Annotated in this window: 23 protein-coding genes and 3 tRNA genes; 14 read left to right on the top strand and 12 right to left on the bottom strand. The window is 68.2% G+C overall.

Annotated features, from left to right (window positions below):
• Positions 1-6: 6 nt before the first annotated feature.
• Both MLGJGCBP_RS09330 and MLGJGCBP_RS09325 read right to left on the bottom strand, forming a co-directional pair.
• Positions 7-633: a nicotinamidase gene (locus MLGJGCBP_RS09330; protein ID WP_160094999.1), complete on the bottom strand. Its 627-nt coding sequence runs from the start codon at positions 631-633 to the stop codon at positions 7-9.
• Entirely contained in the window at positions 630-2,009 is a 1,380-nt protein-coding gene (locus tag MLGJGCBP_RS09325) for a nicotinate phosphoribosyltransferase (RefSeq protein WP_160094997.1), read from the bottom strand. Before MLGJGCBP_RS09325 ends, MLGJGCBP_RS09330 begins: the two co-directional genes overlap by 4 nt.
• Here MLGJGCBP_RS09325 and clpS point away from each other — a divergent pair.
• The 10 genes from clpS to rdgB all read left to right on the top strand — a co-directional run bounded on the left by clpS (position 2,008) and on the right by rdgB (position 8,903).
• Positions 2,008-2,346 carry an ATP-dependent Clp protease adapter ClpS gene (clpS, locus tag MLGJGCBP_RS09320; protein ID WP_201453005.1) on the top strand — a complete coding sequence of 113 codons (339 nt, stop codon included), beginning with the start codon at positions 2,008-2,010 and terminating at the stop codon, positions 2,344-2,346. The two genes, MLGJGCBP_RS09325 and clpS, sit on opposite strands and share 2 nt — an antisense overlap.
• 36 nt (positions 2,347-2,382) lie before the next feature.
• A complete protein-coding gene (gene aosR, locus MLGJGCBP_RS09315) occupies positions 2,383-2,970 on the top strand; it encodes an oxidative stress transcriptional regulator AosR (RefSeq protein WP_087561056.1) in 588 nt (195 codons plus the stop codon).
• Complete coding sequence (locus MLGJGCBP_RS09310; protein ID WP_087561055.1) at positions 2,967-4,037, top strand: P1 family peptidase; 1,071 nt, start codon at positions 2,967-2,969, stop codon at positions 4,035-4,037. The genes aosR and MLGJGCBP_RS09310 overlap by 4 nt, the downstream gene beginning before the upstream one ends.
• Positions 4,038-4,142: 105 nt before the next feature.
• Positions 4,143-4,562: a Mov34/MPN/PAD-1 family protein gene (locus MLGJGCBP_RS09305; protein ID WP_236580991.1), complete on the top strand. Its 420-nt coding sequence runs from the start codon at positions 4,143-4,145 to the stop codon at positions 4,560-4,562.
• Positions 4,563-4,623: 61 nt separating this feature from the next.
• Positions 4,624-4,896 carry a MoaD/ThiS family protein gene (locus MLGJGCBP_RS09300; RefSeq protein ID WP_072947006.1) on the top strand — a complete coding sequence of 91 codons (273 nt, stop codon included), beginning with the start codon at positions 4,624-4,626 and terminating at the stop codon, positions 4,894-4,896.
• An 8-nt stretch (positions 4,897-4,904) separates the two neighbouring features.
• Positions 4,905-5,867 carry a PLP-dependent cysteine synthase family protein gene (locus MLGJGCBP_RS09295; RefSeq protein WP_160094995.1) on the top strand — a complete coding sequence of 321 codons (963 nt, stop codon included), beginning with the start codon at positions 4,905-4,907 and terminating at the stop codon, positions 5,865-5,867.
• A 19-nt stretch (positions 5,868-5,886) separates the two neighbouring features.
• The gene (locus MLGJGCBP_RS09290) at positions 5,887-6,558 is read left to right on the top strand and encodes a rhomboid family intramembrane serine protease (RefSeq protein ID WP_160094993.1); all 672 of its coding nucleotides are present in this window, start codon (positions 5,887-5,889) and stop codon (positions 6,556-6,558) included.
• Positions 6,559-6,690: 132 nt separating this feature from the next.
• Positions 6,691-7,449: a cyclic nucleotide-degrading phosphodiesterase gene (locus tag MLGJGCBP_RS09285; protein WP_201453004.1), complete on the top strand. Its 759-nt coding sequence runs from the start codon at positions 6,691-6,693 to the stop codon at positions 7,447-7,449.
• Between the two features lie 43 nt (positions 7,450-7,492).
• Positions 7,493-8,281, top strand: coding sequence for a ribonuclease PH (gene rph, locus MLGJGCBP_RS09280; RefSeq protein ID WP_072947017.1), 789 nt, complete (start codon positions 7,493-7,495; stop codon positions 8,279-8,281).
• A gap of 4 nt (positions 8,282-8,285) precedes the next feature.
• The gene (rdgB, locus tag MLGJGCBP_RS09275) at positions 8,286-8,903 is read left to right on the top strand and encodes an RdgB/HAM1 family non-canonical purine NTP pyrophosphatase (protein ID WP_160094989.1); all 618 of its coding nucleotides are present in this window, start codon (positions 8,286-8,288) and stop codon (positions 8,901-8,903) included.
• Positions 8,904-8,990: 87 nt separating this feature from the next.
• On the opposite strand, the gene MLGJGCBP_RS09270 is transcribed toward rdgB, so the two are convergent.
• The 5 genes from MLGJGCBP_RS09270 to MLGJGCBP_RS09250 form a co-directional block, all read right to left on the bottom strand.
• Entirely contained in the window at positions 8,991-9,356 is a 366-nt protein-coding gene (locus MLGJGCBP_RS09270) for a DUF3817 domain-containing protein (RefSeq protein ID WP_160094987.1), read from the bottom strand.
• Entirely contained in the window at positions 9,353-9,754 is a 402-nt protein-coding gene (locus tag MLGJGCBP_RS09265) for a transcriptional regulator (protein ID WP_160094985.1), read from the bottom strand. Before MLGJGCBP_RS09265 ends, MLGJGCBP_RS09270 begins: the two co-directional genes overlap by 4 nt.
• A gap of 130 nt (positions 9,755-9,884) precedes the next feature.
• Positions 9,885-9,966, bottom strand: a tRNA-Leu gene (locus MLGJGCBP_RS09260).
• 38 nt (positions 9,967-10,004) lie between these two features.
• On the bottom strand, positions 10,005-10,490 hold the full coding sequence (locus MLGJGCBP_RS09255; RefSeq protein WP_124390076.1) for an HNH endonuclease signature motif containing protein: 486 nt from the start codon (positions 10,488-10,490) through the stop codon (positions 10,005-10,007).
• Positions 10,487-11,146: a hypothetical protein gene (locus tag MLGJGCBP_RS09250; protein ID WP_160094983.1), complete on the bottom strand. Its 660-nt coding sequence runs from the start codon at positions 11,144-11,146 to the stop codon at positions 10,487-10,489. Before MLGJGCBP_RS09250 ends, MLGJGCBP_RS09255 begins: the two co-directional genes overlap by 4 nt.
• A gap of 455 nt (positions 11,147-11,601) precedes the next feature.
• Here MLGJGCBP_RS09250 and MLGJGCBP_RS09245 point away from each other — a divergent pair, with 455 nt between their 5' ends.
• Together MLGJGCBP_RS09245 and acpS are read left to right on the top strand one after the other, a co-directional pair.
• A complete protein-coding gene (locus tag MLGJGCBP_RS09245; protein ID WP_160094981.1) occupies positions 11,602-20,925 on the top strand; it encodes a type I polyketide synthase in 9,324 nt (3,107 codons plus the stop codon).
• A gap of 9 nt (positions 20,926-20,934) precedes the next feature.
• Positions 20,935-21,327: a holo-ACP synthase AcpS gene (acpS, locus tag MLGJGCBP_RS09240; RefSeq protein ID WP_009474123.1), complete on the top strand. Its 393-nt coding sequence runs from the start codon at positions 20,935-20,937 to the stop codon at positions 21,325-21,327.
• Positions 21,328-21,395: 68 nt separating this feature from the next.
• On the opposite strand, the gene MLGJGCBP_RS09235 is transcribed toward acpS, so the two are convergent.
• Together MLGJGCBP_RS09235 and bcp are read right to left on the bottom strand one after the other, a co-directional pair.
• Positions 21,396-22,085: a TetR family transcriptional regulator gene (locus MLGJGCBP_RS09235; protein WP_087561043.1), complete on the bottom strand. Its 690-nt coding sequence runs from the start codon at positions 22,083-22,085 to the stop codon at positions 21,396-21,398.
• A 149-nt stretch (positions 22,086-22,234) separates the two neighbouring features.
• Entirely contained in the window at positions 22,235-22,708 is a 474-nt protein-coding gene (gene bcp, locus MLGJGCBP_RS09230) for a thioredoxin-dependent thiol peroxidase (protein ID WP_095864958.1), read from the bottom strand.
• A gap of 161 nt (positions 22,709-22,869) precedes the next feature.
• Between bcp and MLGJGCBP_RS09225 the strand changes: the two genes are divergently transcribed.
• Complete coding sequence (locus tag MLGJGCBP_RS09225) at positions 22,870-23,091, top strand: DUF3618 domain-containing protein (RefSeq protein ID WP_037236402.1); 222 nt, start codon at positions 22,870-22,872, stop codon at positions 23,089-23,091.
• A gap of 156 nt (positions 23,092-23,247) precedes the next feature.
• Here the strand turns inward: MLGJGCBP_RS09225 and MLGJGCBP_RS09220 are convergent.
• Positions 23,248-23,320: transfer RNA gene (locus MLGJGCBP_RS09220), tRNA-Lys, on the bottom strand.
• Between the two features lie 289 nt (positions 23,321-23,609).
• On the opposite strand from MLGJGCBP_RS09220, the gene MLGJGCBP_RS09215 reads away from it, so the two are divergent.
• Positions 23,610-24,848, top strand: a complete 1,239-nt coding sequence (locus MLGJGCBP_RS09215; RefSeq protein ID WP_160094979.1) for a L,D-transpeptidase — start codon at positions 23,610-23,612, stop codon at positions 24,846-24,848.
• A 62-nt stretch (positions 24,849-24,910) separates the two neighbouring features.
• Here the strand turns inward: MLGJGCBP_RS09215 and MLGJGCBP_RS09210 are convergent.
• Both MLGJGCBP_RS09210 and orn read right to left on the bottom strand, forming a co-directional pair.
• Positions 24,911-24,986 (bottom strand) — tRNA-His (locus tag MLGJGCBP_RS09210).
• 86 nt (positions 24,987-25,072) lie between these two features.
• The gene (orn, locus tag MLGJGCBP_RS09205) at positions 25,073-25,672 is read right to left on the bottom strand and encodes an oligoribonuclease (RefSeq protein WP_005261989.1); all 600 of its coding nucleotides are present in this window, start codon (positions 25,670-25,672) and stop codon (positions 25,073-25,075) included.
• Between the last annotated feature and the right edge of the window lie 72 nt (positions 25,673-25,744).

Raw genomic sequence — 25,744 nt, 5'->3', positions numbered from 1 at the left:
AGCAGGTTACTCGGGACCTACGTCAGAAATCGTCACGCGGTCCGAGGGGACGTCCGCGTCGCGTCCCACCAGCCGCACACCGGCGGCCCGCATGGCGGTGATCGCGGCCTCGACGGTCGCGGGCGCCACGCCCGCGGTGAGGGGGAGGAGAACGCGCGTCGGGAAGCCGGCCGCCACGGCGTCGAGTGCCGTCGCGACCACGCAGTGATCGGTGGCGATGCCCACGATGTCGACCTCGGTAATTCCGGCCGCACGCAGCCATTTCTCCAGGCTGTGGCCGTCGGAGTTCGTACCCTCGAAGCCCGAGTACGCGGCCGAGAACTCGCCCTTGGAGAACACCGACTCGATGCCACTGCGGTCGAGGTCCGGGTGGAACTCCGCGCCGTGGGTTCCCGATTTGCAGTGCACCGGCCACGTGTCGACGTAGTCCGGTTCCTCGGAGAAGTGGTGGCCCGGGTCGATGTGGTGGTCGATGGTGGCCGCGATCGCGTCGTACTCGGCGCCGGCCAGGAAGCGGCTGATCGCCGCCGCGACCGCGGAACCGCCCTCGACGGCGAGGGAGCCGCCCTCGCAGAAGTCGTTCTGGACGTCGACCACGAGCAGTGCCCGCCGGGCGTCGGTGTTCTCGGTCACGGTGCCCTCCTGGATTCGGGTTCGGCGAAGCGCACGGGGACCACGGGCTCGCCGTGGGAGAGCTTCAAACCCTCCCAGGGGAGACTGACGAGGCCCGCCGCCAGGAGGGATCTGCTGTCCTCCAGGGTAGTCGCCCCGCAGGCGGTCGCACCGCCCCGCACCAGCGGGACCAGCAGTGCTGTCGCCTCGAGGCCTGCCGCGCCGGGTGCATTGGAGTGGGCCGGGTACACGACCTCCTCCACCAGGGTTCCGGTGTCGCGGGCGAATCGCACCGCTTTCTTGACGCCGCCCCGCGACGCCTTGTTGCTGCTCCGCTTCTCGACGGGGATACCGTCGACCTCGACGAGTTTGTAGACCATTCCCGCGGTCGGCGCACCCGACCCGACGACGACGGACGTGCCGACCCCGTAGACGTCGACCGGTTCGGCCCGCAGCGCGGCGATGGCGTACTCGTCGAGGTCGCCGGACACGACGATCTTCGTCCCGGTCGCCCCGAGGCCGTCGAGTTGCCCGCGCACCTGACGGGCGAGGACACCCAGATCACCGGAGTCGATCCGGACACCCCCGAGACCGGGGCCCGCGGCCTCGACGGCCGTCTCGACGCCCGCGGTGATGTCGTACGTGTCGACGAGGAGTGTGGTTCCGACTCCGAGTGCCGCGACCTGCGCGCGGAACGCCGCCGCCTCGTCCGGCCCGTCCGGGGTGGTGTGCAACAGGGTGAACGCGTGCGCACTGGTGCCCGCACCGGGCACGCCGTGCCTGCGGACCGCCTCCAGATTCGACGTGGCCGTGAAACCCGCCAGGTACGCGGCGCGCGAGGCCGCCACCGCGGATTCCTCGTGGGTGCGCCGCGAACCCATCTCGATCATCGGGCGGCCGTCGGCGGCGCTGACCATGCGTGCGGCGGCGGACGCGATCGCGCTGTCGTGGTTGAGGATCGACAGGATCAGCGTCTCGAGCAGCACGCACTCGGCGAACGTTCCGCGGACCGACAGGATCGGGGAACCGGGAAAGTAGAAGTCGCCCTCGCGGTAGCCGTCGATGTCGCCGCTGAACCGATAGTCACGCAGCCAGGCGACGGTGGCGTCGTCGAGGAAGCGGGAGACGATCTCGAGTTCCGGTTCGCCGAAGCGGAAGTTCGACAGCGCAGCGACCAGGCGGGCGGTGCCGGCGACGACACCGTAGCGGCGACCGTCCGGAAGGCGGCGGGCGAACACCTCGAAGCTGCAGCGACGGTGGGCGGAACCGTCGGCGAGGGCCGCCGACAGCATCGTCAACTCGTACTGGTCGGTGAACAAGGCGGTGCTGTCTCTGGACACCCGGCCACTGTAAGCCGCGGTGTCGCCGGGCGGTGGAGCGTCGTACCCTTGTGTCATGGCTCATTGCTCGACGACAGCTCCATTCGTGGATGCCATGCCGGCATCGCCGCAGGTCACCCCTGCAGAGTCGGAGGACGTCGAGGTCGATGAAGCCAATGATCGTCCCTGGGTCACCGTCGTGTGGGACGACCCGGTGAATTTGATGCACTACGTCACCTACATTTTCCAGAAGCTCTTCGGGTACAGCAAAGCGAAGGCGACGGAATTGATGATGCAGGTGCATTCCGAGGGGAAGGCCGTGGTGTCGAGCGGCTCCCGCGACAAGGTCGAAAACGATGTACGCAAGCTGCACGCGGCGGGCCTGTGGGCCACGATGCAGCGGGACAGCAGCTAACTTTCCGTTCGGACAGTAAGGAACTCGGTACACGACGTGCGGATGTGGAGCAGGAAGAACTCGCTCGGGGGCATGAAGCTGCGCTCGGAGATGGACGAGCACGAGGCAACGGTGCTGCGATCGCTGGTCGCCTCCGTCCTCGGCCTCCTCGAGGAGCGGGCGGCGTCGGCACCGGCCGACGAACTCGCCGCGCTCACCGGGATGCGGACGGGCAACACGACGCCACCCGACGAGGAGGTCCTCGCCCGGCTGCTGCCCGACTTCCACCGCCCCGACATGGACGCGCCGGACGACGACGAGATCCGCGCCGAATCGAAGGCCGACGTCAACGGTGCGCTGCGCGGACTCCACGAACCGGAGATCATCGACGCCAAGCTGGCCGCGGGTTCGGTCATCCTTCACACCGTCCCGGAGAACGGCGGCAAGGTTCTGCTCACGCCGGAGCAGGCCGACGCCTGGCTCAGCGGTCTCAACGACGTCCGGCTGGCGCTCGGGACCAACCTGGGCATCGACGCCGACACGCCCGACGAACTCGATCCGAATGATCCCCGCGCACCGCACCTCGACATCTATCACTGGCTGACCTGGATGCAGGACTCGCTCGTTCAGGCACTGGCACCGTGACGGGCACGACGCCGGGCCGCACCGATTCGCTCGTCGATGTGGTCGGCTTGAGCGTCGGGCACCACCACGAACTCGATCCGGACGCCGCACTCGGCAGCGGTGCCGCCACCGGGTGCACGGTCGTCCTCGCGCCGCACGGCGCGATCGGTGCGGTCGACGTCCGCGGCGGCGGGCCGGGCACCAGGGAAACGGACCTCCTCGACCCCAGCCACAGCGTCCGGAAGGTGCACGCGATCGTCCTCACCGGCGGCAGCGCGTACGGGCTCGCCGCCGCGGACGGCGTCATGCGATGGCTGGAGGAGCACGGTCACGGAATCGCCATGGGCGAGCCCGATCAGGTGGTCCCGATCGTCCCCGCCGCCGTCATCTTCGATCTGCCGGTCGGCGACTGGCGAACTCGTCCCACCGCCGAATTCGGTTACCGGGCAGCGGATTCTGCGTCGCACACGGTGCTCTCCGGTTCGGTGGGTGCCGGGGTCGGGGCGCGCGCGGGGGCGATCAAGGGCGGGGTCGGAACGGCGAGCGTCGTCATCACGGACGGTCCGGCGAAGGGCATCACCGTGTCCGCGCTGATGGTGGCCAATCCCGTCGGAACCGTGTTCGACCCGGCGACCGGACTGCCGTGGGGTGTCGCCACCGTGGGTGCAGCCGCGTTCGGACTCCGGCCGCCGGTCGCCGCCGAGGTGGCGGCGGCACGCGAACTGATGGCCAAAAGCACCGTCCTCAACACGACCATCGGGGTCGTCGCGACCGACGCCGCCCTCGGCAAGGCGGCGATGCGCCGCGTCGCCGTGGCCGGACACGACGGGCTCGCCCGCGCGATCCGGCCCGCGCATTCGCCGCTCGACGGCGACACGATCTTCGCGCTCGCCACCGGCATTCATCCGGTGCACCACCCGGCCGGCGTGCCCGACGCGTTCCCGCCCGATCTGCCCGTCGTCGACGCCGTCTGCACGGCGGCCGCCGAAGTGGTGGAGAAGGCCATCGTCGACGCCGTCCTCAGCGCCACCCCGGTCGCGGGAATTCCCACGTACCGCGAACTGTTCCCCTCGGCACTGCGTTCCTGACGCGGTCCCGGCCCTGTTCGGTGGCCGAGTCGACGGTCCGCACCTAGGATGGCGCTCACGGAGGTGGATGACGTGCTGGTGATTCGATCGGACTTCGTCGAGGCGATGGTCGCGCACGCGCGGGCCGACCACCCGGACGAAGCGTGCGGGGTAATCGCCGGGCCCGAGGACTCCGACCGCCCCGAACGGCACATCCCGATGATCAACGCCGAACGTTCGCCGACGTTCTACCGATTCGACTCCGGTGAGCAGCTGAAGGTGTGGCGCGCGATGGACGACGCCGACGAGGTGCCCGTCGTGATCTACCACTCGCACACCGCCACCGAGGCGTATCCCAGCCGGACCGACATCTCCTTCGCATCCGAACCGGACGCCCACTACGTGCTCATCTCCACCCGCGACCCCGACGCCCACGAACTGCGCAGCTACCGCATCGTCGACGGCGTCGTCACCGAGGAACCCGTCGACGTGGTGCAGAGCTACAAGTTCGCCCACACCTCGGTGGCGGACGTCCCCGACAAGTGACGACGCCGTCCCTCGCGACGGTCCCGCGGCAGAAAGACACCCACATCCCGAGGAGCCGACCATGGCTGTCACAGTTTCGATCCCCACCATCCTGCGTTCCCATACCGGCGGCGAAAAGCGGGTGGAGGCAACAGGTCCCACACTTTCCGCCGTCATCGACGACCTCGACGGCAACTACGGCGGCATCAAGGACCGCCTGATCGACGGTGGCCGGCTGCACCGGTTCGTCAACGTGTACGTCAACGACGAGGACGTCCGCTTTTCGGGCGGACTCGACACCGAGGTGGCCGACGGGGATTCCGTGACCATCCTGCCCGCCGTCGCCGGAGGCTGATCGCGGCCGTGGCGCGGTTCGATTCGCTCATCGACACCCTCGGTGACACACCCCTCGTCGGGCTGCCGCGCCTGTCGCCGAGCTGGACCGGCACCTCGCCGGTCCGCCTGTGGGCGAAGCTCGAGGACCGCAATCCCACCGGTTCGGTGAAGGACCGGCCCGCCCTCCGCATGATCGAACAGGCCGAGAACGACGGCATCCTGACACCCGGCGCCACGATCCTCGAGCCGACCAGCGGGAACACCGGCATCTCCCTGGCGATGGCCGCGAAACTCAAGGGCTACCACCTCATCTGCGTGATGCCCGAGAACACGTCCGTCGAACGGAGGCAACTGCTGACGATGTTCGGCGCCGAGATCATCGACTCACCGGCGCGTGGCGGCTCGAATCAGGCTGTGGCCGTGGCCAAGGAGCTGTCCGCGGAGCATCCCGACTGGGTGATGCTGTACCAATACGGCAATCCCGCGAACGCGCTGGCGCACTACGAGACGACAGGGCCGGAAATCCTGCGGGACCTGCCCGAGATCACCCACTTCGTGGCGGGCCTCGGCACCACCGGAACCCTGATGGGCGTGGGTCGCTACCTCCGCGAACACGTCGACGGCATCGAGATCGTCGCGGCGGAACCCCGCTACGGGGAACTCGTGTACGGCCTCCGCAACATCGACGACGGCTTCGTCCCCGAACTGTACGACGAATCCGTCCTCACCTCACGGTTCTCCGTCGGCCCCGCCGACGCCGTCCGCCGCACCCGGCAACTGATCGACAACGAAGGGATCTTCGCGGGCATCTCCACCGGCGCGATCCTCCACGCCGCGCTGGGAGTCGCGCGCAAAGCGGTCAAGGCCGAACGCGCCGCCGACATCGCGTTCATCGTCGCCGACGGCGGATGGAAATATCTGTCGACCGGCGCCTACGGCGGTACGGTCGAGGAAGCGGAAGAAGCACTGGAAGGGCAGCTGTGGGCATGACGACAAGGGTGTGCGGATCATGACGTCGCCGTTCGACTCCTCGCGATTCGGCTCGCCGGTGCCGAGGGGTACGTCGCCGGCACCCGCGCGCAAGTCGAAGCCGCTGTGGCTGCAGTCCGCGATCCTCGTCGGCACGTTCACGATGCTGCTGTACGTCATCGAGATCGCCGACGTGGCGTCCGACGAGCGACTCGAAGACAACGGCGTCCAGCCGCGCACGATCGACGGGCTGTGGGGAATTCTGTTCGCCCCGGTCCTCCACGACGACTGGGCGCACCTGTTCGCGAACACCGTCCCACTGCTGGTCCTCGGCTTCCTCGTGCTGTTGTCGGGCATCGCCCGCGGCCTCGCCGCCACCGGGATCGTCTGGGTGGTCGGAGGTCTGGGCACCTGGTTGACCGGCGGATCCTATTCCAACCACATCGGCGCCTCCGTCCTGATCTTCGGCTGGCTCGCCTACCTGCTGGTCCGCGGAGTCTTCGCCCGTAACCTCGGCCAGATCCTCGTCGGCGTGGTGGTGTTCGTCGTGTACGGCAGTCTGCTGTGGGGTGTGCTGCCGAGCGCGCCCGGGGTGTCCTGGCAGGGCCACCTGTTCGGCGCCGTCGGCGGTGTCCTCGCCGCGTGGCTGCTCTCCGCCGACGCCAGGAAGCAGCGGGCCCGGAAAGCGGTAGGGCCGCAATCGTTCGGATGAGTGGGTATGCCGGTTCGTCCCAATCGTCCGGCGGGTGCGATCAGGTCACATTTCCCCATCGGTTGTGAGGTCGACGCGCCAATTCCGTCGGAAGCTTTTTCCGAAACGGGTCGTCGTGGCAGCATGGCGGGTATGCGCATTACCGTCCTGGGATGTTCAGGGAGCGTCTCCGGACCAGACTCACCTGCATCGGGTTATCTGTTGACCGCGCCGGACACACCGCCGCTCGTACTCGACTTCGGACCCGGTGTCCTCGGTGCGCTCCAACGGTTCGCCGATCCCGGCGAGGTGTCCGTCCTCCTCAGCCACCTGCACGCGGACCACTGCCTGGACCTCCCCGGACTGCTCGTCTGGCGTCGCTACCATCCGAATCCGCCGACCGGGCGCGCCCTCGTCTACGGCCCGTCCGACACCGCCCGCCGGATCGGCGTCGCGTCCGCCGAGTGTGGCGGCGACATCGACGACATCTCCGACACGATCGATCTGCACCACTGGGCCGACGGTGAACAGGTCACGGTCGGCGATCTCACCATCACGGCGCGGCGGGTCAACCACCCGCCCGAGGCCTACGGGTTCCGCCTGACCAACGGCGCCGGACGGACCCTCGTCTACACCGGCGACACCGGCATGTGCGAAGAAGTGATCGAACTCGCCCGCGACGCCGACGTGCTGCTTGCCGAGGCGTCGTGGACGCACAGTTCGGACCGTCCCGAAGGGATCCACCTCTCGGGCACCGAAGCCGGCCAGGTCGCACACCGTGCCGGTGTCGCCGAACTGCTGCTCACCCACATCCCGCCGTGGACGTCCCGCGAGGACGTCATCGCCGAGGCCAAGGCCGAATTCTCCGGTCCCGTGCACGCAGTGTCCGCCGGCGGCGTCTACACCGTCTGACGCCGTGTCCGCGCCCCACCCGGGGACGACTAGGCTCTCCGCTGTGACCACACGAGAAGACGGCAGGGCGGACGACGAACTCCGCGAGGTCAAGATCACCCGAGGCTTCACCACTCATCCCGCGGGATCGGTGCTGGTGGAATTCGGAAACACCCGGGTGATGTGCACCGCCAGCGTCGAGGACGGCGTTCCCCGCTGGCGTCAGGGCTCCGGGCTCGGCTGGCTGACCGCCGAATACGCCATGCTGCCCGCCGCCACCCACACCCGCAGCGGCCGAGAGTCCGTCAAGGGCAAGGTCGGGGGACGTACCCAGGAGATCAGCCGGCTCGTCGGACGCTCCCTCCGCGCCTGCATCGATCTGGCCGCCATCGGTGAGAACACCATTGCCCTCGACTGCGACGTCCTGCAGGCCGACGGCGGAACCCGCACCGCCGCCATCACCGGCGCCTACGTGGCGCTCGTCGACGCGGTGACCTACCTCCGTGCCGCGGGCCGCCTCGCCGACCCCCAGCCCATCTCCTGCGGCATCGCCGCGGTGAGTGTGGGCGTCGTCGACGGCCGTGTGCGCCTCGACCTGCCGTACGAGGAGGACTCGCGCGCGGAGGTCGACATGAACGTGGTGGCCACCGACACCGGCACCCTCGTCGAGATCCAGGGCACCGGCGAAGGCGCGACCTTCCCACGGAGCACGCTCGACAAGCTGCTGGATTCCGCGCTCGCAGGCTGCGAGCAGCTGTTCGAGATCCAGAAGGCGGCACTCGAACTGCCCTATCCCGGTGAGCTTCCCGAGCCGAAGGTCCCTGAGACGTCGAAGAAGAAGTTCGGGAGCTAGACCGGTGCCGGAAACCACACGGGTGCTGGTGGCCAGCCGCAACGCGAAAAAACTCCGGGAACTGCATCGCGTACTCGCGGCGGCCGGCGTCGACGGAATCGAACTGGTCGGGCTCGACGCCGTGCCCGAATATCCCGAGGCCCCCGAAACCGGTGCGACGTTCGAGGAGAACGCTCTCGCGAAAGCGCGCGACGGCGCCGCTGCCACCGGATTGCCCTGTGTCGCAGACGATTCCGGAATAGAGGTGGACGCACTGAACGGTATGCCCGGAATCCTGTCCGCCCGGTGGTCGGGCACCCACGGGAACGATCCCGCGAACACGGCATTGGTCCTGGCTCAGCTCGCCGACGTGCCCGAAGATCGCAGGGGAGCGGCGTTCGTCTCGGCGTGCGCCCTCGTGGTTCCGGGCGGCGCGGAAACGGTGGTCCGGGGCGAATGGCGGGGCAGCGTCGCCGGTGAACCCGTCGGCGACGGCGGATTCGGCTACGACCCGGTGTTCGTGCCAGAAGGGGACACCCGATCGGCCGCCCAGCTCTCACCCGAGGAGAAGGACGCCTCCTCGCATCGAGGGCGGGCGCTCGTCCAACTCGTCCCCGCCCTGGCGGCGCTCACTAGGCGCTGACACTCGCCACCGCTCGGCCGGCTGACCTACGTGATCGCGATGATCACCGGTCAGCCGGTCGTCATGTGACGGAGGCGAGCGGTTCGATCAGAGTTCGAAGTCGCGGCGGACCTGCTTGGTCCGCTGGTGCTCCACGTAGAACGACAGGAACGGGATGGTGCCCGCGAGGAGTGTTCCGACCGTCCGGCCCGCGGGCCAGCGCACCTTGACCGCCAGGTCGAGCGTCACCAGCAGGTAGACGAAGTACACCCAGCCGTGAACCACCGCGATCCACGTCGGGAGGTTGTCGACCTTGAAGATGTATTTGGCGACTACCTCCGCGGTGAGGACCAGCAGCCACACACCGGTGGCGTAGGCGAGAACTCGGTAGCGCAGCAGCGCGGGAGCAACTTTCTTCTGCTTCGCGGTATCTGCGACCGAACCGGCAGTCGTCTCGTCTTGGCCCGTGCTCACGTGGTGCTCCTATCGGTCTCGCGAGCGGACAGCTCGGCGAGGTACTGGTTGTACTGCGAAATCTGCAGGCTCTCGAGGTCGTCCGGATCGCCGTCCTCGACCGCCGCGGGGCGCGGGGGCAGGACGTCCGCAGGAATTTCCCGCAGTTCGGCGGGCGCGTCCGGGACATCGGCGGTGTCTGCCGGCTCGGCTTCCTCGAGCTGCACGAACCGCCGATAGGCGTAGACCAGGAACGCTGCGAACAGCGGCCACTGGAACGCGTACCCGAGATTCTGGCCGGTTCCGCCTACCGCCTCGAACCGTTGCCACTGCCACCAGCCGAGTGCGAGGCACCCGACAGCCCCGACGACCACCAACAGGATCAGCGCGGGGCGGCGTTGCTTACGGTTACCGGACACGTAACGACGGTACCTGAATCGCCGAATGCGCTGCTAGGAGAGGTTGCCGCTATGGCGGCGGTCACAGGCTCGCCTGCGACGGGCGAGCCGGCCGGGGCACACGGCCACCGACTCGGCCGAAGCCGATAAGTGCGCGAGGGGGGATTCGAACCCCCACGTCCATTGGACATCAGGTTCTAAGCCTGACGCGTCTGCCCTTCCGCCACTCGCGCGCGAAGGACAGACTACGCCACGACCGGAACCGGTGTGCTCAGCCGGTCGATTCCTCGGTGCCATACGTGCGATTGCGCCCGGCCCACGTTGCGGTCTGGGTATGACAGTTGGGGCACAGGAAGCGCACTTCGTGCAAACGTGAGTCGAGGGGATCTCCGCGAATGTGGTCGACGTGGAGAGTGAGCGGGAGCCCACACCATTCGGCATTCAGGCCACACAGTGCGCACTGGTACGCAACACCTGCTTCGATCAGCGCGCGGCGCAACAGATGTGGTTGTACACGCGCGCTACCCGGTGGTCTGCGGATCAGAATTTCCTGCCAGGTCATCCGATTACGTGCAGGTTTTCCTTTTGTGTGAGCGCTGCCGGTGAAGTGAGATGTGTCGATCCCGAACTTCTTGATCTGCCGACTCAGATGCGCGTGCGTGCCACCTGCAGGCCGAAGTCCGAGGTAGCGCATGACGCCGGCGTAGCTCGTCGATTCCGCCACCGCCTGTTCGAGGACTTCCCGCGTGTACTTCACCTCGCACCTGCCGCGCGTTGCTGCCGGCGCTGGTACCGCCAGACGGCGTGGGTGAAGGTCGTGCCGGTGACCTCGAGGCGCACTGCCGCTGCGGCGACGAGGTCATCCGCCTGTGTTTCGGTTGCGGGTGATTCGAGGGCGAGGGCCTCGGCGATGAAGTCGCACACCACTGCGCGGGAAGCGGCTGTGGGCACGCCGAGTTGCATGGCGAAGCATTCCCAGGTGGCCGCTCCGAACCCGGGCACGGCGACGATGGCGCTCCGTTGCGCGTCGTCGTCGCGGAGATCCGCGGAGGTGATGCAGCCCAGTTCGGTGAGCGAGCGTGCCGCCGTGGCGACGGCCTCGGCCTTGGTGGTGTAGTTCCCCGGTACCCGCTGTCGGTTGTTCAGGACCGCCAGGAGGCCCTCGGGTTCGTCGGCGTGCGCGGCGAGTGCGGTGAGGTCGTCGAGTGGTGCGGCGCGGTGATCGCGCCAGCGGGTGATGACGGCGCGGACACCGGTGGTGGGCGTGCCGTACGTCGCGCGGGCGGAGAAGGCCGCGTCGAGCAGAGCGGCTTCGATCTCCTGCGGCCAGCCCTCCGTCCAGTGCGGCCACGACTCTCGCGGCAGTTCGGCGTCGATGTGATCGAGTAGGGCGCGGACGTGGGCTGTGCTCATTTCTTCCCCCCGGAGAATGGCTGTCGGCTGTTCCTGGAATCGAACATTAGTGCGAGGGTCCGACAGGTTCGCTTTCGTCGTGCTCCGGGGCCGGTTTCGAGGGCGCATACGTGCATGAACCTGGGACTTCGTCAAGGTGGTAACGAATTGATAACGATTAATGTGAGGTTTTCCTCAGGTTCTTGGACGTCCTTGCACCGCTACGTGCAGCGGAGACGTGATCTACCCGTCGGTCACTTCGCGGTAGGCCTGTGAGGGACATCACGCAATATTTCTCCGATGCACGGCTGTGACACCCCGGCGGCTCGTGAACGTGAGGAAATCCTCATGATTCTGTGTCAACCTTGAGCAGCCCGGAAGAGCTGATCAGAGCCGATACAGCAGGCACACGATGCCGAGGGCAGCAGACAGCAATCCCCACCTCCCCCCAGAGGGGAACAGGAGAGGACATACGCGTGACGATTGACGACACGACACCCGCAGGAAACGGAAGCAACTCGAAGGGTTCGCGGCGCATCGGCGTAGACCGGGACGACACTCGGTCGTCGAGCAAGGGCACCCTGGTGGATCGTCTGCTCGGAGGTGAGGCGTACGCGCTCGCCTTCGGTGGTCAGGGCGCACCCTGGCTGAGCTCGCTCGAGGAACTGAGCCGCGACAACGGACTCGAGCCGGCACTCACCACCCTCGTCAACGACGCGGCCGACTACCTCGCCCCCGTGGCGCAGGAGCTGCTCGTCGTGCGCCCGGTCGGATTCGACCCCATCGCATGGATCCTCGAGCAGGAACTCGCCGACGAAGAGGACGACGCCCAGGCGTCCGGCCCTTCCGCGGCAGCGCTCACCTCGGCGGCGGTGTCCCTCCCCGGCGTCTTCCTCACCCAGATCGCAGCGCTGCGTGCGCTGGCAGCTCAGGGCCTCGATCCCGCGGTTACGGCTCCCGTCTCGGTGATCGGCCACTCCCAGGGACTCCTCGCCGCGGAGGCCGTCGCCTCCTCCGGTCAGAAGGACGGCGAACTCCTCGCCCTCGCTCAGCTCATCGGTGCTGCCGCCGGTCTGGTCGGCCGTCGTCGCGGAGTGATCTCCGCCGCCGACTCCACCCCGATGCTGGCTGTCTCCAACGTCGATCCGGAACGCCTCCGTCAGATCGTCGAGGAGCTCGCCGAGGGCCTCGAGCCCGAGCGTGCAGCGGTCCTCGGCATCCGCAACGCCCGTCGCCGCGTCGTCCTGTCCGGCCCGCCCGCCCAGCTGGCACGCGTCCAGCAGCGGTGCGAGCAGATCGAGGCCGACGAGGCCCGTGAGCGCGACGCCAAGAAGCGTGGCGGCTCCATCTTCGCGCCCGTCTTCGAGCCCCTCGCGGTCGAGATCGGCTTCCATCACCCCGCACTCGCGGAGACGATCGACATCGTCGGCCAGTGGGCCGTGCGTTGCGGTCTCGACGAGGAGAAGGCCCGCGCCCTCACGAGCGCCTGCCTCGTCGACCCCGTCGACTGGGTCGAGGCCGTCGACGGCACCATCGAAGCCGGTGCCGCATGGATTCTCGACCTCGGACCCGGTGACCTCCTCACCCGCATGACGTCGGCCAGTGTCCGCGGCCAGGGCGTCGGAATCGTCGCCGCCGCGACCCGTGGCGGTCACCGCAACCTGCTCACCCCGGGCGCAACCCCCGAGGTTCCCGCCGCCTGGACCGAGTTCCTCCCGAAGCCGGTGTCGCTGCCGGGCGGACGCATCGGCGTCGAGACCGCCTTCACGAAGCTGACCGGTCGTTCGCCGATCCTGCTCGCGGGCATGACCCCGACCACGGTCGACCCGAAGATCGTCGCCGCAGCCGCCAACGCAGGCCACTGGGCCGAGCTCGCCGGCGGTGGCCAGGTCACCGAGCAGATCTTCGCCGACAACGTCGAGAAGCTCACCGGGCTGCTCGAGCCGGGCCGCGCCGTGCAGTTCAACTCGATGTTCCTCGACCCCTACCTGTGGAAGCTCCACGTCGGTGGCAAGCGCCTCGTCCCGAAGGCCCGCGCCGCGGGTGCTCCGTTCGACGGCGTCGTCGTCACCGCAGGCATCCCCGAGCTCGAGGACGCCGTCTCGATCATCGAGGACCTCGTCGAGGGCGGATTCAGCTACGTCGCGTTCAAGCCGGGCACGGTCGCGCAGATCCGCTCCGTCATCCGCATCGCCAACGAGGTTCCCTCGTTCCCCGTCATCGCCCACATCGAGGGCGGCCGCGCCGGTGGCCACCACTCCTGGGAAGACCTGGACGACCTGCTCCTCGACACCTACGCCGAGCTGCGTACCCGGCCGAACCTGGTCCTGTGCGTCGGTGGCGGCATCGGCACGCCCGAGCAGGCTGCCGACTACCTGACCGGCCGCTGGTCCGTCGCGCACGGCTTCCCGGCGATGCCGCTGGACGGCATCCTGGTCGGCACCGCCGCCATGGCCACCCTCGAGGCGACCACGTCTCCCGAGGTCAAGCAGCTCCTCGTCGACACCCCCGGTACCCCGGCGTGGGTCGGTGCGGGCACCGCCGAGGGCGGCATGGCCTCCGGCCGTAGCCAGCTCGGCGCCGACATCCACGAGATCGACAACGCCGCGTCCCGCACCGGCCGCCTGCTCGACGAGGTCGCCGGCGACGCCGACGCCGTCGCCGAGCGTCGCGACGAGATCATCGAGGCCCTGAACATCACGGCCAAGCCGTTCTTCGGCGACGTCGCGACGATGACGTACGAGCAGTGGCTGCGCCGCTACCTCGAACTGGCCGTCGGCATCGACGCGGCGAAGGCATTCGACTGCGGCACCGACCTCCAGGACGCCATCACCGAGGCCACCGAGAGCCCGTGGCTCGACATCACCTGGCGTGCGCGCTTCGGTGAGATGCTGCAGCGCACCGAGTCGCGTCTGCACCCGGTCGACCGCGGACCCATCCCCACCCTGTTCGCCGACGAGGCAATCCTCGAGCGTCCCGAGGCGGCCATCTGCGCCCTGCAGGCTCAGTACCCCGACTACGCGACCACGGTTCTGCACCCCGCGGACGTCTCGTTCTTCGTCTCGCTGTGCAAGACCCCCGGCAAGCCGGTCAACTTCGTTCCCGTCGTCGACGGTGACGTCCGCCGCTGGTGGCGTTCCGACTCGCTGTGGCAGGCGCACGATCCCCGCTACACCGCGGACCAGGTCTGCGTCATCCCCGGCACCGTTGCCGTCGCCGGCATCACGCGCGCCGACGAGCCCGTCGGTGAGCTGCTGGACCGCTTCGAGAAGGCCACCTACGACGAGCTGGTCACCGCCGGCGCCGAGCCGCAGTCGCTTCCCGCACGTCGTCATGCGGACATCGCCCGCGGCCTCCTCGACACCGTTCTCTCGGCTCCCGACATCCAGTGGGCCTCGCGCCTGACCCTGAACCCGGTTCGCCGGCTCGGTGACCTCGACAAGTGGTCGGTCGAGTCCGATACCCGCGCGGTCCACGAGACCACCGGTGCCGAGCTGTCCGTGATCGAGGACCGTCAGGTTCTCCTGACCGTCCCGCTGGTCGCAGGCAAGTCCGTCGAGATCACCATCACCGTCCCCGCGTCCGTCGTCGACGGTGGCGCCCCCGTGGTCACCGAGGCCGACGCCGAGAAGTCCATGACGGCTCTCCTCGCGGTCGCGGCCGGTCAGGAACTGCCCGCCGTCAAGAACGGTGTCGCACGGCTCAACCTGGCGTGGACGCCCGACCTGATCGCGGACCACGCCGGTGTCACCGGTTCGGGTCTGCCCACGTCGCTGAGCGTGAGCGGCAAGGCCGTCCCGGACGTCGTCGTCGGCGCCTGCTGGCCGGCCGTGTTCGCCGTGCTCGGTGCCGCCAAGACCGAAGACTCGCTCTCCGTCATCGAGGGCATGCTCGACCTGGTCCACCTGGACCACGGCGTCGACTTCGTCGGCGAACTGCCCTCGGAGACCAGCATTCTCGTCGTCAAGGCCGAGGTCGCCTCGGTTCTCGACACCGACCTGGGCCGCGTCGTCGAGGTCAAGGTCGAGGTCGGCGCCATGCTGGGCGAGGGCCTGGACGCGCCTGCCGTCGTCACCCTGTCGGAGCGCTTCGCGATCCGCGGCCGTACCGGCAAGGGCGAACTGACCGACCCGGCCCGCGCCGGTGGCTCGCTCAGTGACGCTGCCGTCGACACCCCGCGTCGTCGTCGCCGCGACACCAAGATCGTGGCTCCCCGCAACATGGGCTCCTTCGCCCAGGTGTCGGGCGACCACAACCCGATCCACACCTCCGACAACGCGGCACTCCTCGCCGGTCTCGGCAGCCCGATCGTGCACGGCATGTGGCTCTCCGCCGCCGCCCAGCAGGTCGTCACCGCCGTGGACCCGGCCGAGACCAAGACGCCGCCGCGCCGCCTGACCGCGTGGACCGCGCGCTTCCTCGGCATGGTCCGCCCCGGCGCCGAGATCGACGTCCGCGTCGACCGCATCGCCACGGACCGTGGTGCCGAGATCGTCGAGGTCGGCTGCCGCATCGACGGTGACCTCGTGATGGTCGCCACCGGTCGCACCGCCGCCCCGAAGACCGTCTACGCGTTCCCCGGACAGGGCATCCAGCGTCCCGGCATGGGCCTCGACGCCCGCGCCCGCTCCAAGGCCGCCCGCGAGATCTGGGACCGCGCCGACAAGCACACCCGCAAGGCCCTCGGCTTCTCGATCCTCGCCGTGGTCCGCGACAACCCGACGGTCGTCAAGGCCCGTGGCGTCGAGCACAAGCACCCGGACGGTGTCCTGCACCTGACCCAGTTCACCCAGGTCGCGATGGCGACTCTCGGTGTGGCTCAGGTCGCCGAACTCCGTGAGTCCGGTGCGTTCGTCGAGGGTGCCCTGCTCGCAGGCCACTCGGTCGGTGAGTACAACGCTCTCGCCGCCGTCGCCGGTGTGCTGCCGCTCGAAGCCGTCCTCGAGGTGGTCTTCCAGCGTGGCTCCGCGATGCACGCACTCGTTCCCCGCGACGAGGCCGGCCGCTCCGACTACCGGATGGCCGCTATCCGCCCGTCGCAGATCGGTCTGGCCGACGACGACGTCGAGGCGTTCGTCGCCGGTGTCGCCGAGGAGACCGGTGAGTTCCTGCAGATCGTGAACCTGAACCTGCGTGGCTCGCAGTACGCCATCGCAGGCACGGTCGCCGGGCTCAACGCGCTGGAGACGCAGATCGACATCCGCCGTGAGGCCTTCGGCGGCAAGCGCGCGTACATCATGGTCCCGGGCATCGACGTCCCGTTCCACTCGACGGTGCTGCGTGGCGGCGTCGACGACTTCCGCGGACGTCTCGAGGAACTGCTTCCGCAGGACATCGACCCGGCCATCCTGATCGGGCGCTACATCCCGAACCTGGTCCCGAAGCCGTTCTCCCTGGAGAAGGAGTTCGTGCAGGAGATCGCCGACCTGGTGCCGTCGAAGCCCCTCGACAAGGTGCTGAAGGACTTCGACTCCTGGGCGAAGAAGCCGGTTCAGCTGACCCGCGTGGTCCTCACCGAGCTCCTGGCCTGGCAGTTCGCCAGCCCGGTGCGCTGGATCGAGACGCAGGACCTGCTGTTCGGCGACGAGTCCGAGGGTGGACTGGGTGTCGAGCGGTTCGTCGAGATCGGTCTGGGCTCCGTCCCCACCGTCGCGAACCTCGCGTCGCAGACCCTCAAGCTGCCGGGCCGCTTCGGCTACCCGGTCGAGGTCCTCAACATCGAGCGTGAAGCCGCGATCGTGTACTCCACCGACGTCGATCCGGCGCCGGTCGAGGACGACGAGCCGGCAGCACCCGCAGCTGCCGCTCCCGCCGCATCGGCTGCACCTGCCGCGGCTCCGGCCCCGGCAGCAGCACCGTCCGGTGGACCGCGTCCCGACGACATCGCGTTCAAGGCCGCCGACGCCACCAAGGTTCTGATCAGCCTGTGGACGAAGCTCCGCCCCGACCAGGTCGGCCCCGTCGACACGATCGAGGCGCTGTGCGACGGCGTGTCCTCGCGGCGTAACCAGCTGCTCGTCGACCTCGGCTCCGAGCTCTCGCTCGGCGCGATCGACGGTGCCGCAGACGCCGACATGGGCTCGCTCGCCGGCACGGTCGACTCCCTGGCCCGCACGTACAAGCCGTTCGGCCCGGTGCTGTCCGACTCGATCAACGACCACCTCCGCAAGGTCTTCGGCCCCTCGGGTCGTCGTCCCGCGGCCATCGCGGACCGTGTGAAGAAGGTCTGGGAACTCGGCGACGGCTGGGCGTACCACGTCACCGCCGAGGTGGCGCTCGGAACCCGCGACGGTTCCAGCATCCGTGGTGGTGACCTCGGCGGTCTGGCCGGCGGCGGTCTCGCCGACGGTGCCGCAGTGGACGCCGTCATCGACAGCGCAGTGGCAGCAGTCGCCTCGCGCCGCGGAATCAGCGTCTCCCTCCCGTCCTCGGGCGGCGGAGCCGGCGGCACCGTCGACGCAGCGGCGCTGGGTGAGTTCACCGAGCACATCACGGGCCGCGACGGCGTGCTGGCCTCGGCCGCCCGCCTCGTGCTCGAGCAGCTCGGCTTCGCCGGTGACACGGCGGCCGCAACGCAGCCGACCGACACCGAACTCGTCGACCTCGTGTCGGCGGAACTCGGTTCCGACTGGCCGCGACTGGTCGCTCCCGCGTTCGACGCCAAGCGCGCGGTGCTCCTCGACGACCGCTGGGCCAGCGCCCGTGAGGACCTGGCTCGCCTGTGGATCGACGCGGCAGGCTCCGAGTCCCTCGAGATCGAAGGCTTCGCCGGTGCAGGCAAGTCCGTTGCGGCGCAGGCCGCATGGTGGCAGGCCCGCGCAACCGACGAGGGTCGCACGGCTCTGGCCGAGAAGTACGGACGCATCGCGGAGGCGGCAGTCGTCGTCACCGACGAGACCCCGGAATGGGCAGACCAGGTCGCCGTCGTCACCGGCGCCAGCAAGGGCTCCATCGCGGCCTCGGTCGCAGGGAAGCTCCTCGCAGGCGGCGCGACGGTCTTCGTGACCACCTCGCGTCTCGACGACAAGCGTCTCGGCTTCTACCGCGACCTGTACCGCCGCACTGCCCGCGCCGGTGCCGCCCTGTGGGTGGTCCCCGCGAACATGGCGTCCTACACGGACATCGACGCACTCATCGAGTGGATCGGTGAAGCCCAGTACGAGACGGCCGGCGGATCGAAGAAGCTGGTCAAGGAAGCGGTCACCCCGACGCTGCTGTTCCCGTTCGCCGCGCCCCGCGTGGCAGGCGACCTCGCCGACGCCGGCGCCCGGGCCGAAATGGAGATGCGTGTCCTCCTGTGGTCGGTCGAGCGCCTGATCGGCGGACTGTCGAAGATCGGTTACGACCGTGACGTCGACACCCACCTGCACGTCGTGCTGCCCGGTTCCCCGAACCGCGGTCTGTTCGGTGGCGACGGTGCGTACGGCGAGGCCAAGGCCGCGCTGGACGCAGTGGTCGGCCGCTGGAAGGCCGAGCGCAACTGGGCCGAGCGCGTCACCCTGGTGCACGCTCTCATCGGCTGGGTCCGCGGAACCGGCCTGATGGGCGGCAACGACCCGCTGGTCGAGGCTGTCGAAGGCGCTGGAGTCCGTACCTGGTCCACCCAGGAAATGGCCACCGAACTGCTGCAGTGGTGCGAGCCCGAGGCACGTCGCCTCGCCTCCACCGAGCCGCTCGCGGCCGATCTGACCGGTGGGCTCGCCCAGGCGAACCTGGATCTGCCCGCTCTGGCGAAGCAGGCTCAGGACGCTGCGGCTGCCGCCGCCGAGGCCGACGAGATCGCGGACGCGCTCGACACCATCGCGGCCCTGCCCGCCCCGCCGCGGGTCTCCGCGTCGGTGACTCCGGCCTGGTCCGGCGTCACTGCGGCTCCGGAGGACCTCGTCGTCATCGTCGGCGCCGGTGAGCTCGGACCGTTCGGTTCCTCGCGTACCCGCTTCGAGATGGAGGTCGACGAAGAGCTTTCGGCGGCAGGCGTTCTCGAACTCGCCTGGAACACCGGACTCGTCGTGTGGGAGACCACACCGTCCGCAGGCTGGTACGACGCCGAGACCGGGGAACTGGTTCCGGAGGCCGAGATCGCGGACCGCTACCACGACACGGTCGTCGAGAACTGCGGCATCCGTCGCTACGTCGACGACGGCGCCATGATCGAGAACACCGCACCGTTGCTCACGTCGGTCTTCCTCGACAAGGACCTGAGCTTCGTGGTCAGCACCGAGGCGGAGGCACTCGCCTTCGTCGAGGCCGACCCGGAGAACACGGTCGCAGCCCCGGTTCCGGACAGCGGTGACTGGCAGGTCACCCGCCGTGCGGGCACCGAGATCCGCGTCCCCCGCAAGATGAAGCTCACGCGCAGCGTGGGTGGCCAGATCCCGACCGGCTTCGACGTCACCAAGTGGGGCATCCCCGCCGACATGGCCGACTCCGTCGACCGGGTGGGCCTGTGGAACATCGTCGCCACGGTGGACGCGTTCCTCACCGGTGGGTTCACGCCCAGCGAACTGCTGCGGTGGGTGCACCCCTCGCTGGTCGCCAACACCCAGGGCACCGGCATGGGCGGCATGACCTCCATGAGGTCGCTGTACATCGACACGCTGCTCGGCGAGAACCGGCCGAACGACATCCTGCAGGAAGCCCTGCCGAATGTGATTGCGGCGCACGTGGTCCAGTCCTACGTCGGCGGTTACGGCGCCATGGTCCACCCGGTTGCGGCGTGCGCCACGGCCGCGGTGTCCGTCGAGGAGGGCGTCGACAAGATCAAGCTCGGCAAGGCTCAGCTCGTGGTCGCCGGCGGGTTCGACGACCTCAGCGCGGAGGGCATCATCGGATTCGGTGACATGTCCGCCACGGCCAAGACCGACGACATGCGGGCCAAGGGCATCGACGACCGTCGATTCTCGCGAGCCAACGACCGTCGTCGCGGCGGGTTCGTCGAGTCGCAGGGTGGTGGCACCATCCTGCTGGCCCGCGGTGACCTGGCACTCGAGATGGGCCTGCCCGTCCTCGGTGTGGTCGCCTACGCCGGGTCGTTCGCGGACGGTGTCCACACGTCGATCCCGGCTCCCGGAATCGGTGCGCTCGGCGCGGGTCGTGGGGGAGCGGATTCGCAGCTCGCCCAGTCCCTCGGCAAGCTCGGTGTGAGTGCCGATGACATCTCGGTGATCTCCAAGCACGACACGTCCACCGCGGCCAACGATCCCAACGAGGCGGAGCTGCACGAGCGCCTCGCCGGGGCACTCGGCCGCAGCGAAGGTGCACCGCTGTTCGTGGTCTCGCAGAAGAGCCTCACCGGACACGCCAAGGGTGGTGCCGCAGCATTCCAGCTGATCGGTCTCTGCCAGGTGCTGGACCAGGGCATCGTGCCGCCGAACCGCAGCCTCGACTGCGTCGACGAGAAGATGGCCGAGTTCGAACACCTCGTGTGGGCCCGGGAGGCGCTCCGCTTCGGCGAGCAGTTCCCGCTGAAGGCCGGTCTGCTGACCAGCCTCGGCTTCGGGCACGTGTCGGGCATGGTCGCGGTCGTCCACTCGCAGGCGTTCGTCGAGGCCGTCCCGGCCGACCGGCGTGAGGCGTACCTCGAGCAGGCACGCAAGCGCACCGTCGAGGGTCAGCGTCGTCTGGCGAAGGCCATGGTCGGTGGCGGCAGCCTGTACGAGCGTCCGGCGGATCGTCGCTTCGGCGGCGACAGCGTCCCGGCCGCCGCGTCCCGTCAGCTCGAGGCTGACGTCCTGCTCACCGAGGCCGCGCGCCTCGGAGCGGACGACGTGTACAGCTCGGGTCTGCCCGGCTGCAAGTAGGAACGACGGATGGGAGTTCTGGGGATCGGCTTCGATCTCGTGACGGTGTCGGAGTTCGCCGAGCAGCTGGACCGGCCAGGGACGGCCATGCTCGACAACTTCACACCGGGCGAGCGTCGGGACGCCGTGACCCGGAGCTCCGATCCGGCTAGACATTTCGCCGCCCGGTGGGCTGCGAAGGAGGCAGTGATCAAGGCCTGGTCCACGTCTCTCTTCGCCAGCCCGCCGGTGCTGCCCGAGATGATCCACCACCTGATCGAGGTGGTGACGGACGCGTGGGGGCGACCGAGTATCCGCCTACGCGGGGACGTCGCCAAGCATCTGACCGACGTGAAGATCCACATCTCGCTCACCCACGACGGAGACATGGCCGGCGCGTTCGCCGTCATCGAGTCCGTGTAGGCGCCTCCGGCGCTCGTGCGCCTTTCTGGTAGCCCCGGCAACCGGAAGGGCGCACGAGTGCGTAGCGCCTACGTGGTGCGCGATTCCTTCTCGGCGACCAGCAGGTACGCCACCATCAGCCGCTTCAGTTCGGCGACGGCGTCCGCGTGGCTCTGATTGTCCTGCACCGAGAAGTTGAGCATCGAATACACGACGTGGACGAGCACCTCGGCCATCATCGTGCGCCGTTCCCGCGACGTCTGCGGGGTGAGCGGTGCGAGCATCCGCGAGACCTGCTCCGCGAACGCCTTCTCGTGGATGGCGCCGGTGGCGCGCGTCGAGGGCGTCGACTGCATCGCCAGCCACACCTCGCGCCTCGACGGATCCGACGTCCACAGGCCCGCCATGTGGTCGACGAACGAATTGAGGAACCGCAGCCAGTCGAGGGACGGGACCTCACCGTTGAACTGGGCGATCTCGTGCTGCACGCCGACGAGGTCCTGCCGGTTGAGCTCGCAGACGATCACGTACTTGTTCGCGAAGAACTGGTAGAGCGTGCCGATCGGGACGTCCGCGCGGGCGGCGACCTCCTCGCAGGTGAACGATTCGAATCCCACGTCCACCAGCAACTCCCGCGATGCCGTGAGCAGTGCGTCGAACTTGCGGCGGCTACGTTCCTGGGTCGGACGTCTGCGCGGCAGGAGCTCCTGCGGGTCCGACTGCTGCTCCAACGCCGGATCCACACGGCGCGGCGCTTGCTTGCTGACTGAAGACTCCACCGCCCCAGGCTATCCGTCTTTCGTCCGGATTCCGAAGATCCCTCCCGGTGACGCGTCAGGTTTCACCTGGACGAGGAGACTCGTCGCGACGTATTGCGCGCGAACGATTGATCGGGCGGCTGACGAGACACAGCCGCCCGACGCACCGATCAGACGGACAGGTCCCGCCGCAGTTTCGCGACGTGACCGGTGGCCCGGACGTTGTACTGCGCCACCTCGATCTTCCCGTCCTCGTCGACGAGGAACGTGGAGCGAATGACGCCCTGCACCGTCTTGCCGTACATCTTCTTCTCACCGAACGCGCCCCACGCCTCGAGCGTGGTCTTCTCGGGGTCGGAGAGAAGGGGGAACGTCAGTTCCTCGTTGTCGCGGAACTTGGCGAGCTTGGCCGGCTTGTCGGGGGAGATGCCGATCACGTCCAGGCCTGCGCCGTTGAGGTCGGCGAGATTGTCGCGGAAGTCGCACGCCTGTTTGGTGCAGCCCGGCGTGCTCGCCGCCGGGTAGAAGTACACGACGACCTTGCGGCCGCGGAAGTCGGCGAGCGACACGTCGTTGCCGTCGGCGTCGGGCAGCGTGAAGGCGGGGGCGGTGTCGCCGGGGGCGAGTCTGCTGTTGTCGGTCACGAGAAGTCAGGCTACCGGGCAGGGACGACAGTGGGCCGAAGCGCGATTGGGGGAGACGGAGTCGCAGGTCGGGAGTTCTCGTCTACGGTTGACGCAAGTGTGGGAACGTCGCGGTAGCGTCGCTCTCGCTGATCGAACAAGTCGAACAAGTTGGAGGACACGTGCCCAGGGACACCGAGAGCATCGAGCGTGAGATCGAGAACGCGCGTAATCAGCTCGCAAGCACTCTCGACGAATTGACGGTCCGCACCAACCCGAAGCGTCTCGTGGAGAACACGAAGCGGACGCTGATCGCGAAGCTGAACGAGCCGGCGGTGAAGTACGGACTGATCGCCGTGGGTGCGGTGGCAGGGCTCCTGGTGCTCCGCAAAGCGTTGCGCTGAACGACCCCCCGTGACAACGGGCCGTCGGAGGTGAAGTTCCCAGTGACTTCACGTTCCGGCGGCCCGTTCGTCGTCTGACCGCCCGCACGGGCCGGTGAGATGGTGACAACGAGAAAGGCCCCCATCCTCGTGAGAGGATGGGGGCCTTCGTGCAAGTGCGCCCACAGGGACTCGAACCCCGGACCCAGTGATTAAGAGTCACTTGCTCTACCAACTGAGCTATAGGCGCTCGCTCTTGCGAGACAGAACATTAGCGGGTCGCTTCTCGGGAATGCAAATCGCCTGGTCGCGACTCCCCGTGACGACCCCATCCGCAGGGTGCTGCGTAACAAGAGCGCCGCTGGTCACGATTGATATTCGAACGTTATTGAGCGGCCCGGCGCTTGGTTGGAACCGGTCTCCGGCGGCTGGCATCATTGGAGACCACACGGTCTCGACGTGCCGAATCGTCTTGCGAAGGCGAGGGACGTGCCGGCTTGAACGTGAATTCGGAGCGAGGACGTGAAGTGGGGTTATCCATGGGTGTGGGGCGTGGCGGGCGCATGCGTGCGCAATCGGTGAGTTCCGTCTCGAAGACGGCGACGATAGTGGCGGCATCACTCGTATTCGCATTGTCGATCGCAGGGTGCACCGTCTCCGGTGCGGACAGCGTCACGTCGGAAGGTGAGGCGCCGATCGATTCCAATCCGGTCACCGAACTCATCAAGCCGAAGCTGACGGCCTCGGCAGTCGATGGTGCGGTGGGATTCTCGCCGGGACAACCGGTGACGGTGACGGTGGCCGACGGCACGCTGGCGAAGGTCACCATGCTCAACCCGGAGGGCGAGCCGGTCGACGGCGCCATCGCCCCCGACGGGTTGTCCTGGGTCAACACGGAGCCGCTGGGCTACGACAAGGAGTACCGGCTCGAGGTGAAGGCGAACGGGCTCGGTGGCGGCACCGTCTCGACGTCCGAGTTCACCACCAGCGCGCCCGGAAACGTCACCAAGCCGTACGTGCTGCCGTCGGACGGCGACGTGGTGGGCATCGGTCAGCCGATCGCCGTCCAGTTCGACGAGAACATCCCGGACCGCAAGGCGGCGGAGTCGGCGATCACGGTGACGACGAATCCGCCCGTCGAGGGCGCGTTCTACTGGGTGAACAACCGTGAGGTGCGGTGGCGTCCGCAGAGCTACTGGGCGCCCGGCACGGCCGTGGACGTGAAGGTCGCCGTGTACGGCCGGGATCTCGGTGACGGCCTGTTCGGTCAGGAGGACGTCCACACCGCCTTCACCATCGGCGACGCCCTCGTCGCGACCGCGGACGACAACACCAAGCAGGTCACGTTCGAGCGCAACGGCGAAGTCATCATGACGATGCCCACGTCGATGGGTAAGGACGACACACCCACCGACAACGGCGTCTACATCATCGGCGACCGGTTCGCGAACCTCGTCATGGACTCGTCCACGTACGGCGTGCCCGTCAACTCCCCGCAGGGATACAAGACTCCCGTCGACTGGGCCACACGAATGTCGTACAGCGGCATCTTCTTCCACTCGGCGCCGTGGTCGGTGGGGCAGCAGGGCTACTCGAACGCGAGCCACGGTTGCCTGAACCTCAGCCCGTCCAACGCGAAGTGGGTGTACGACAACACGAAGCGCGGCGACATCGTCGTCGTCAAGAACACGCTGGGCGGCACCCTGTCGGGCACGGACGGCCTCGGGGACTGGAACATCCCGTGGGATGTCTGGAAGGCGGGCAACGCCAACGCCTGACGGCGGGCGAGAGTCCAATTGCAAAGAGGAAAGCCCCCGGCCGAGGCCGGGGGCTTTCCGTGTGGGGTGAGTGACGGGACTCGAACCCGCGACACCCAGGATCACAACCTGGTGCTCTACCAGCTGAACTACACCCACCACTGTGCTTCTGTCACCGCCCGGGGGCAGTAACTTCGGCGAGGAAGATATTAGCGCGTTCGATGCGCAAAACGCCAATCGGTATCTCAGGCGGGTCCGAGTTCCTCGACGACTGCGGCGATGTCGCTGGTAGACGGTCCGGGCTCGGCGACGAACGCCGTTTTCCGGTAGTACTTCAACTCCCGGATCGACTCCTTGATGTCGGCCAGGGCGCGGTGGGCGAGACCTTTTTCGGGCTGACCGAAGTAGATCCGCGGGTACCAGCGCCGGGACAGTTCCTTGATGGAGCTGACGTCGATCATCCGGTAGTGCAGGTAGGTGTCGAGGTCCGGCATGTCGCGGGCGATGAATCCGCGGTCGGTGGCGATCGAGTTGCCGGCGAGCGGCGCCGTGCCCGCGACGGGGACGTGCTCGCGGATGTAGGCGAGCACCTGCTGCTCGGCCTCGGCGAGGGTGACCGTGGACTTCCGGACCTCGTCGGTCAGCCCCGAGTTCTCATGCATCTTGGTCACCACGTCGGGCATCGCCGCGAGCGCGTCGTCGTCGGCGTGGATGACGATGTCGACACCCTCACCGAGTACGTTCAACTCGCTGTCCGTGACCAGAGCCGCGATCTCGATCAGCTTGTCGGTACCGAGGCGGAGCCCGGTCATTTCACAATCGATCCACACAAGTTTGTCCTGCACCAGGAACACAGTAGTCACGTGTGTGACGGGATAAGGTCTGCGGTGGACACTTTCTCCCGATGTGTGTGATCC

Source organism: Rhodococcus sp. T7 (assembly GCF_009872365.1).
Classification (GTDB): domain Bacteria; phylum Actinomycetota; class Actinomycetes; order Mycobacteriales; family Mycobacteriaceae; genus Rhodococcus_F.
The sequence above is the reverse complement of the archived record's forward strand: the minus strand, read 5'-3'. Positions and strand labels throughout refer to the sequence as shown.

Excerpts from the sequence above, each read along its gene's own strand:
- acpS (WP_009474123.1), top strand. The coding sequence starts at position 20,935 with ATGGGAGTTCTGGGGATCGGCTTCGATCTCGTGACGGTGTCGGAGTTC.
- MLGJGCBP_RS09290 (WP_160094993.1), top strand. The coding sequence starts at position 5,887 with ATGACGTCGCCGTTCGACTCCTCGCGATTCGGCTCGCCGGTGCCGAGG.
- MLGJGCBP_RS09300 (WP_072947006.1), top strand. The coding sequence starts at position 4,624 with ATGGCTGTCACAGTTTCGATCCCCACCATCCTGCGTTCCCATACCGGC.
- MLGJGCBP_RS09305 (WP_236580991.1), top strand. The coding sequence starts at position 4,143 with ATGGTCGCGCACGCGCGGGCCGACCACCCGGACGAAGCGTGCGGGGTA.
- MLGJGCBP_RS09250 (WP_160094983.1), bottom strand. The coding sequence starts at position 11,146 with ATGAGCACAGCCCACGTCCGCGCCCTACTCGATCACATCGACGCCGAA.
- MLGJGCBP_RS09285 (WP_201453004.1), top strand. The coding sequence starts at position 6,691 with ATGCGCATTACCGTCCTGGGATGTTCAGGGAGCGTCTCCGGACCAGAC.
- clpS (WP_201453005.1), top strand. The coding sequence starts at position 2,008 with ATGGCTCATTGCTCGACGACAGCTCCATTCGTGGATGCCATGCCGGCA.
- MLGJGCBP_RS09215 (WP_160094979.1), top strand. The coding sequence starts at position 23,610 with ATGGGTGTGGGGCGTGGCGGGCGCATGCGTGCGCAATCGGTGAGTTCC.
- MLGJGCBP_RS09325 (WP_160094997.1), bottom strand. The coding sequence starts at position 2,009 with ATGACACAAGGGTACGACGCTCCACCGCCCGGCGACACCGCGGCTTAC.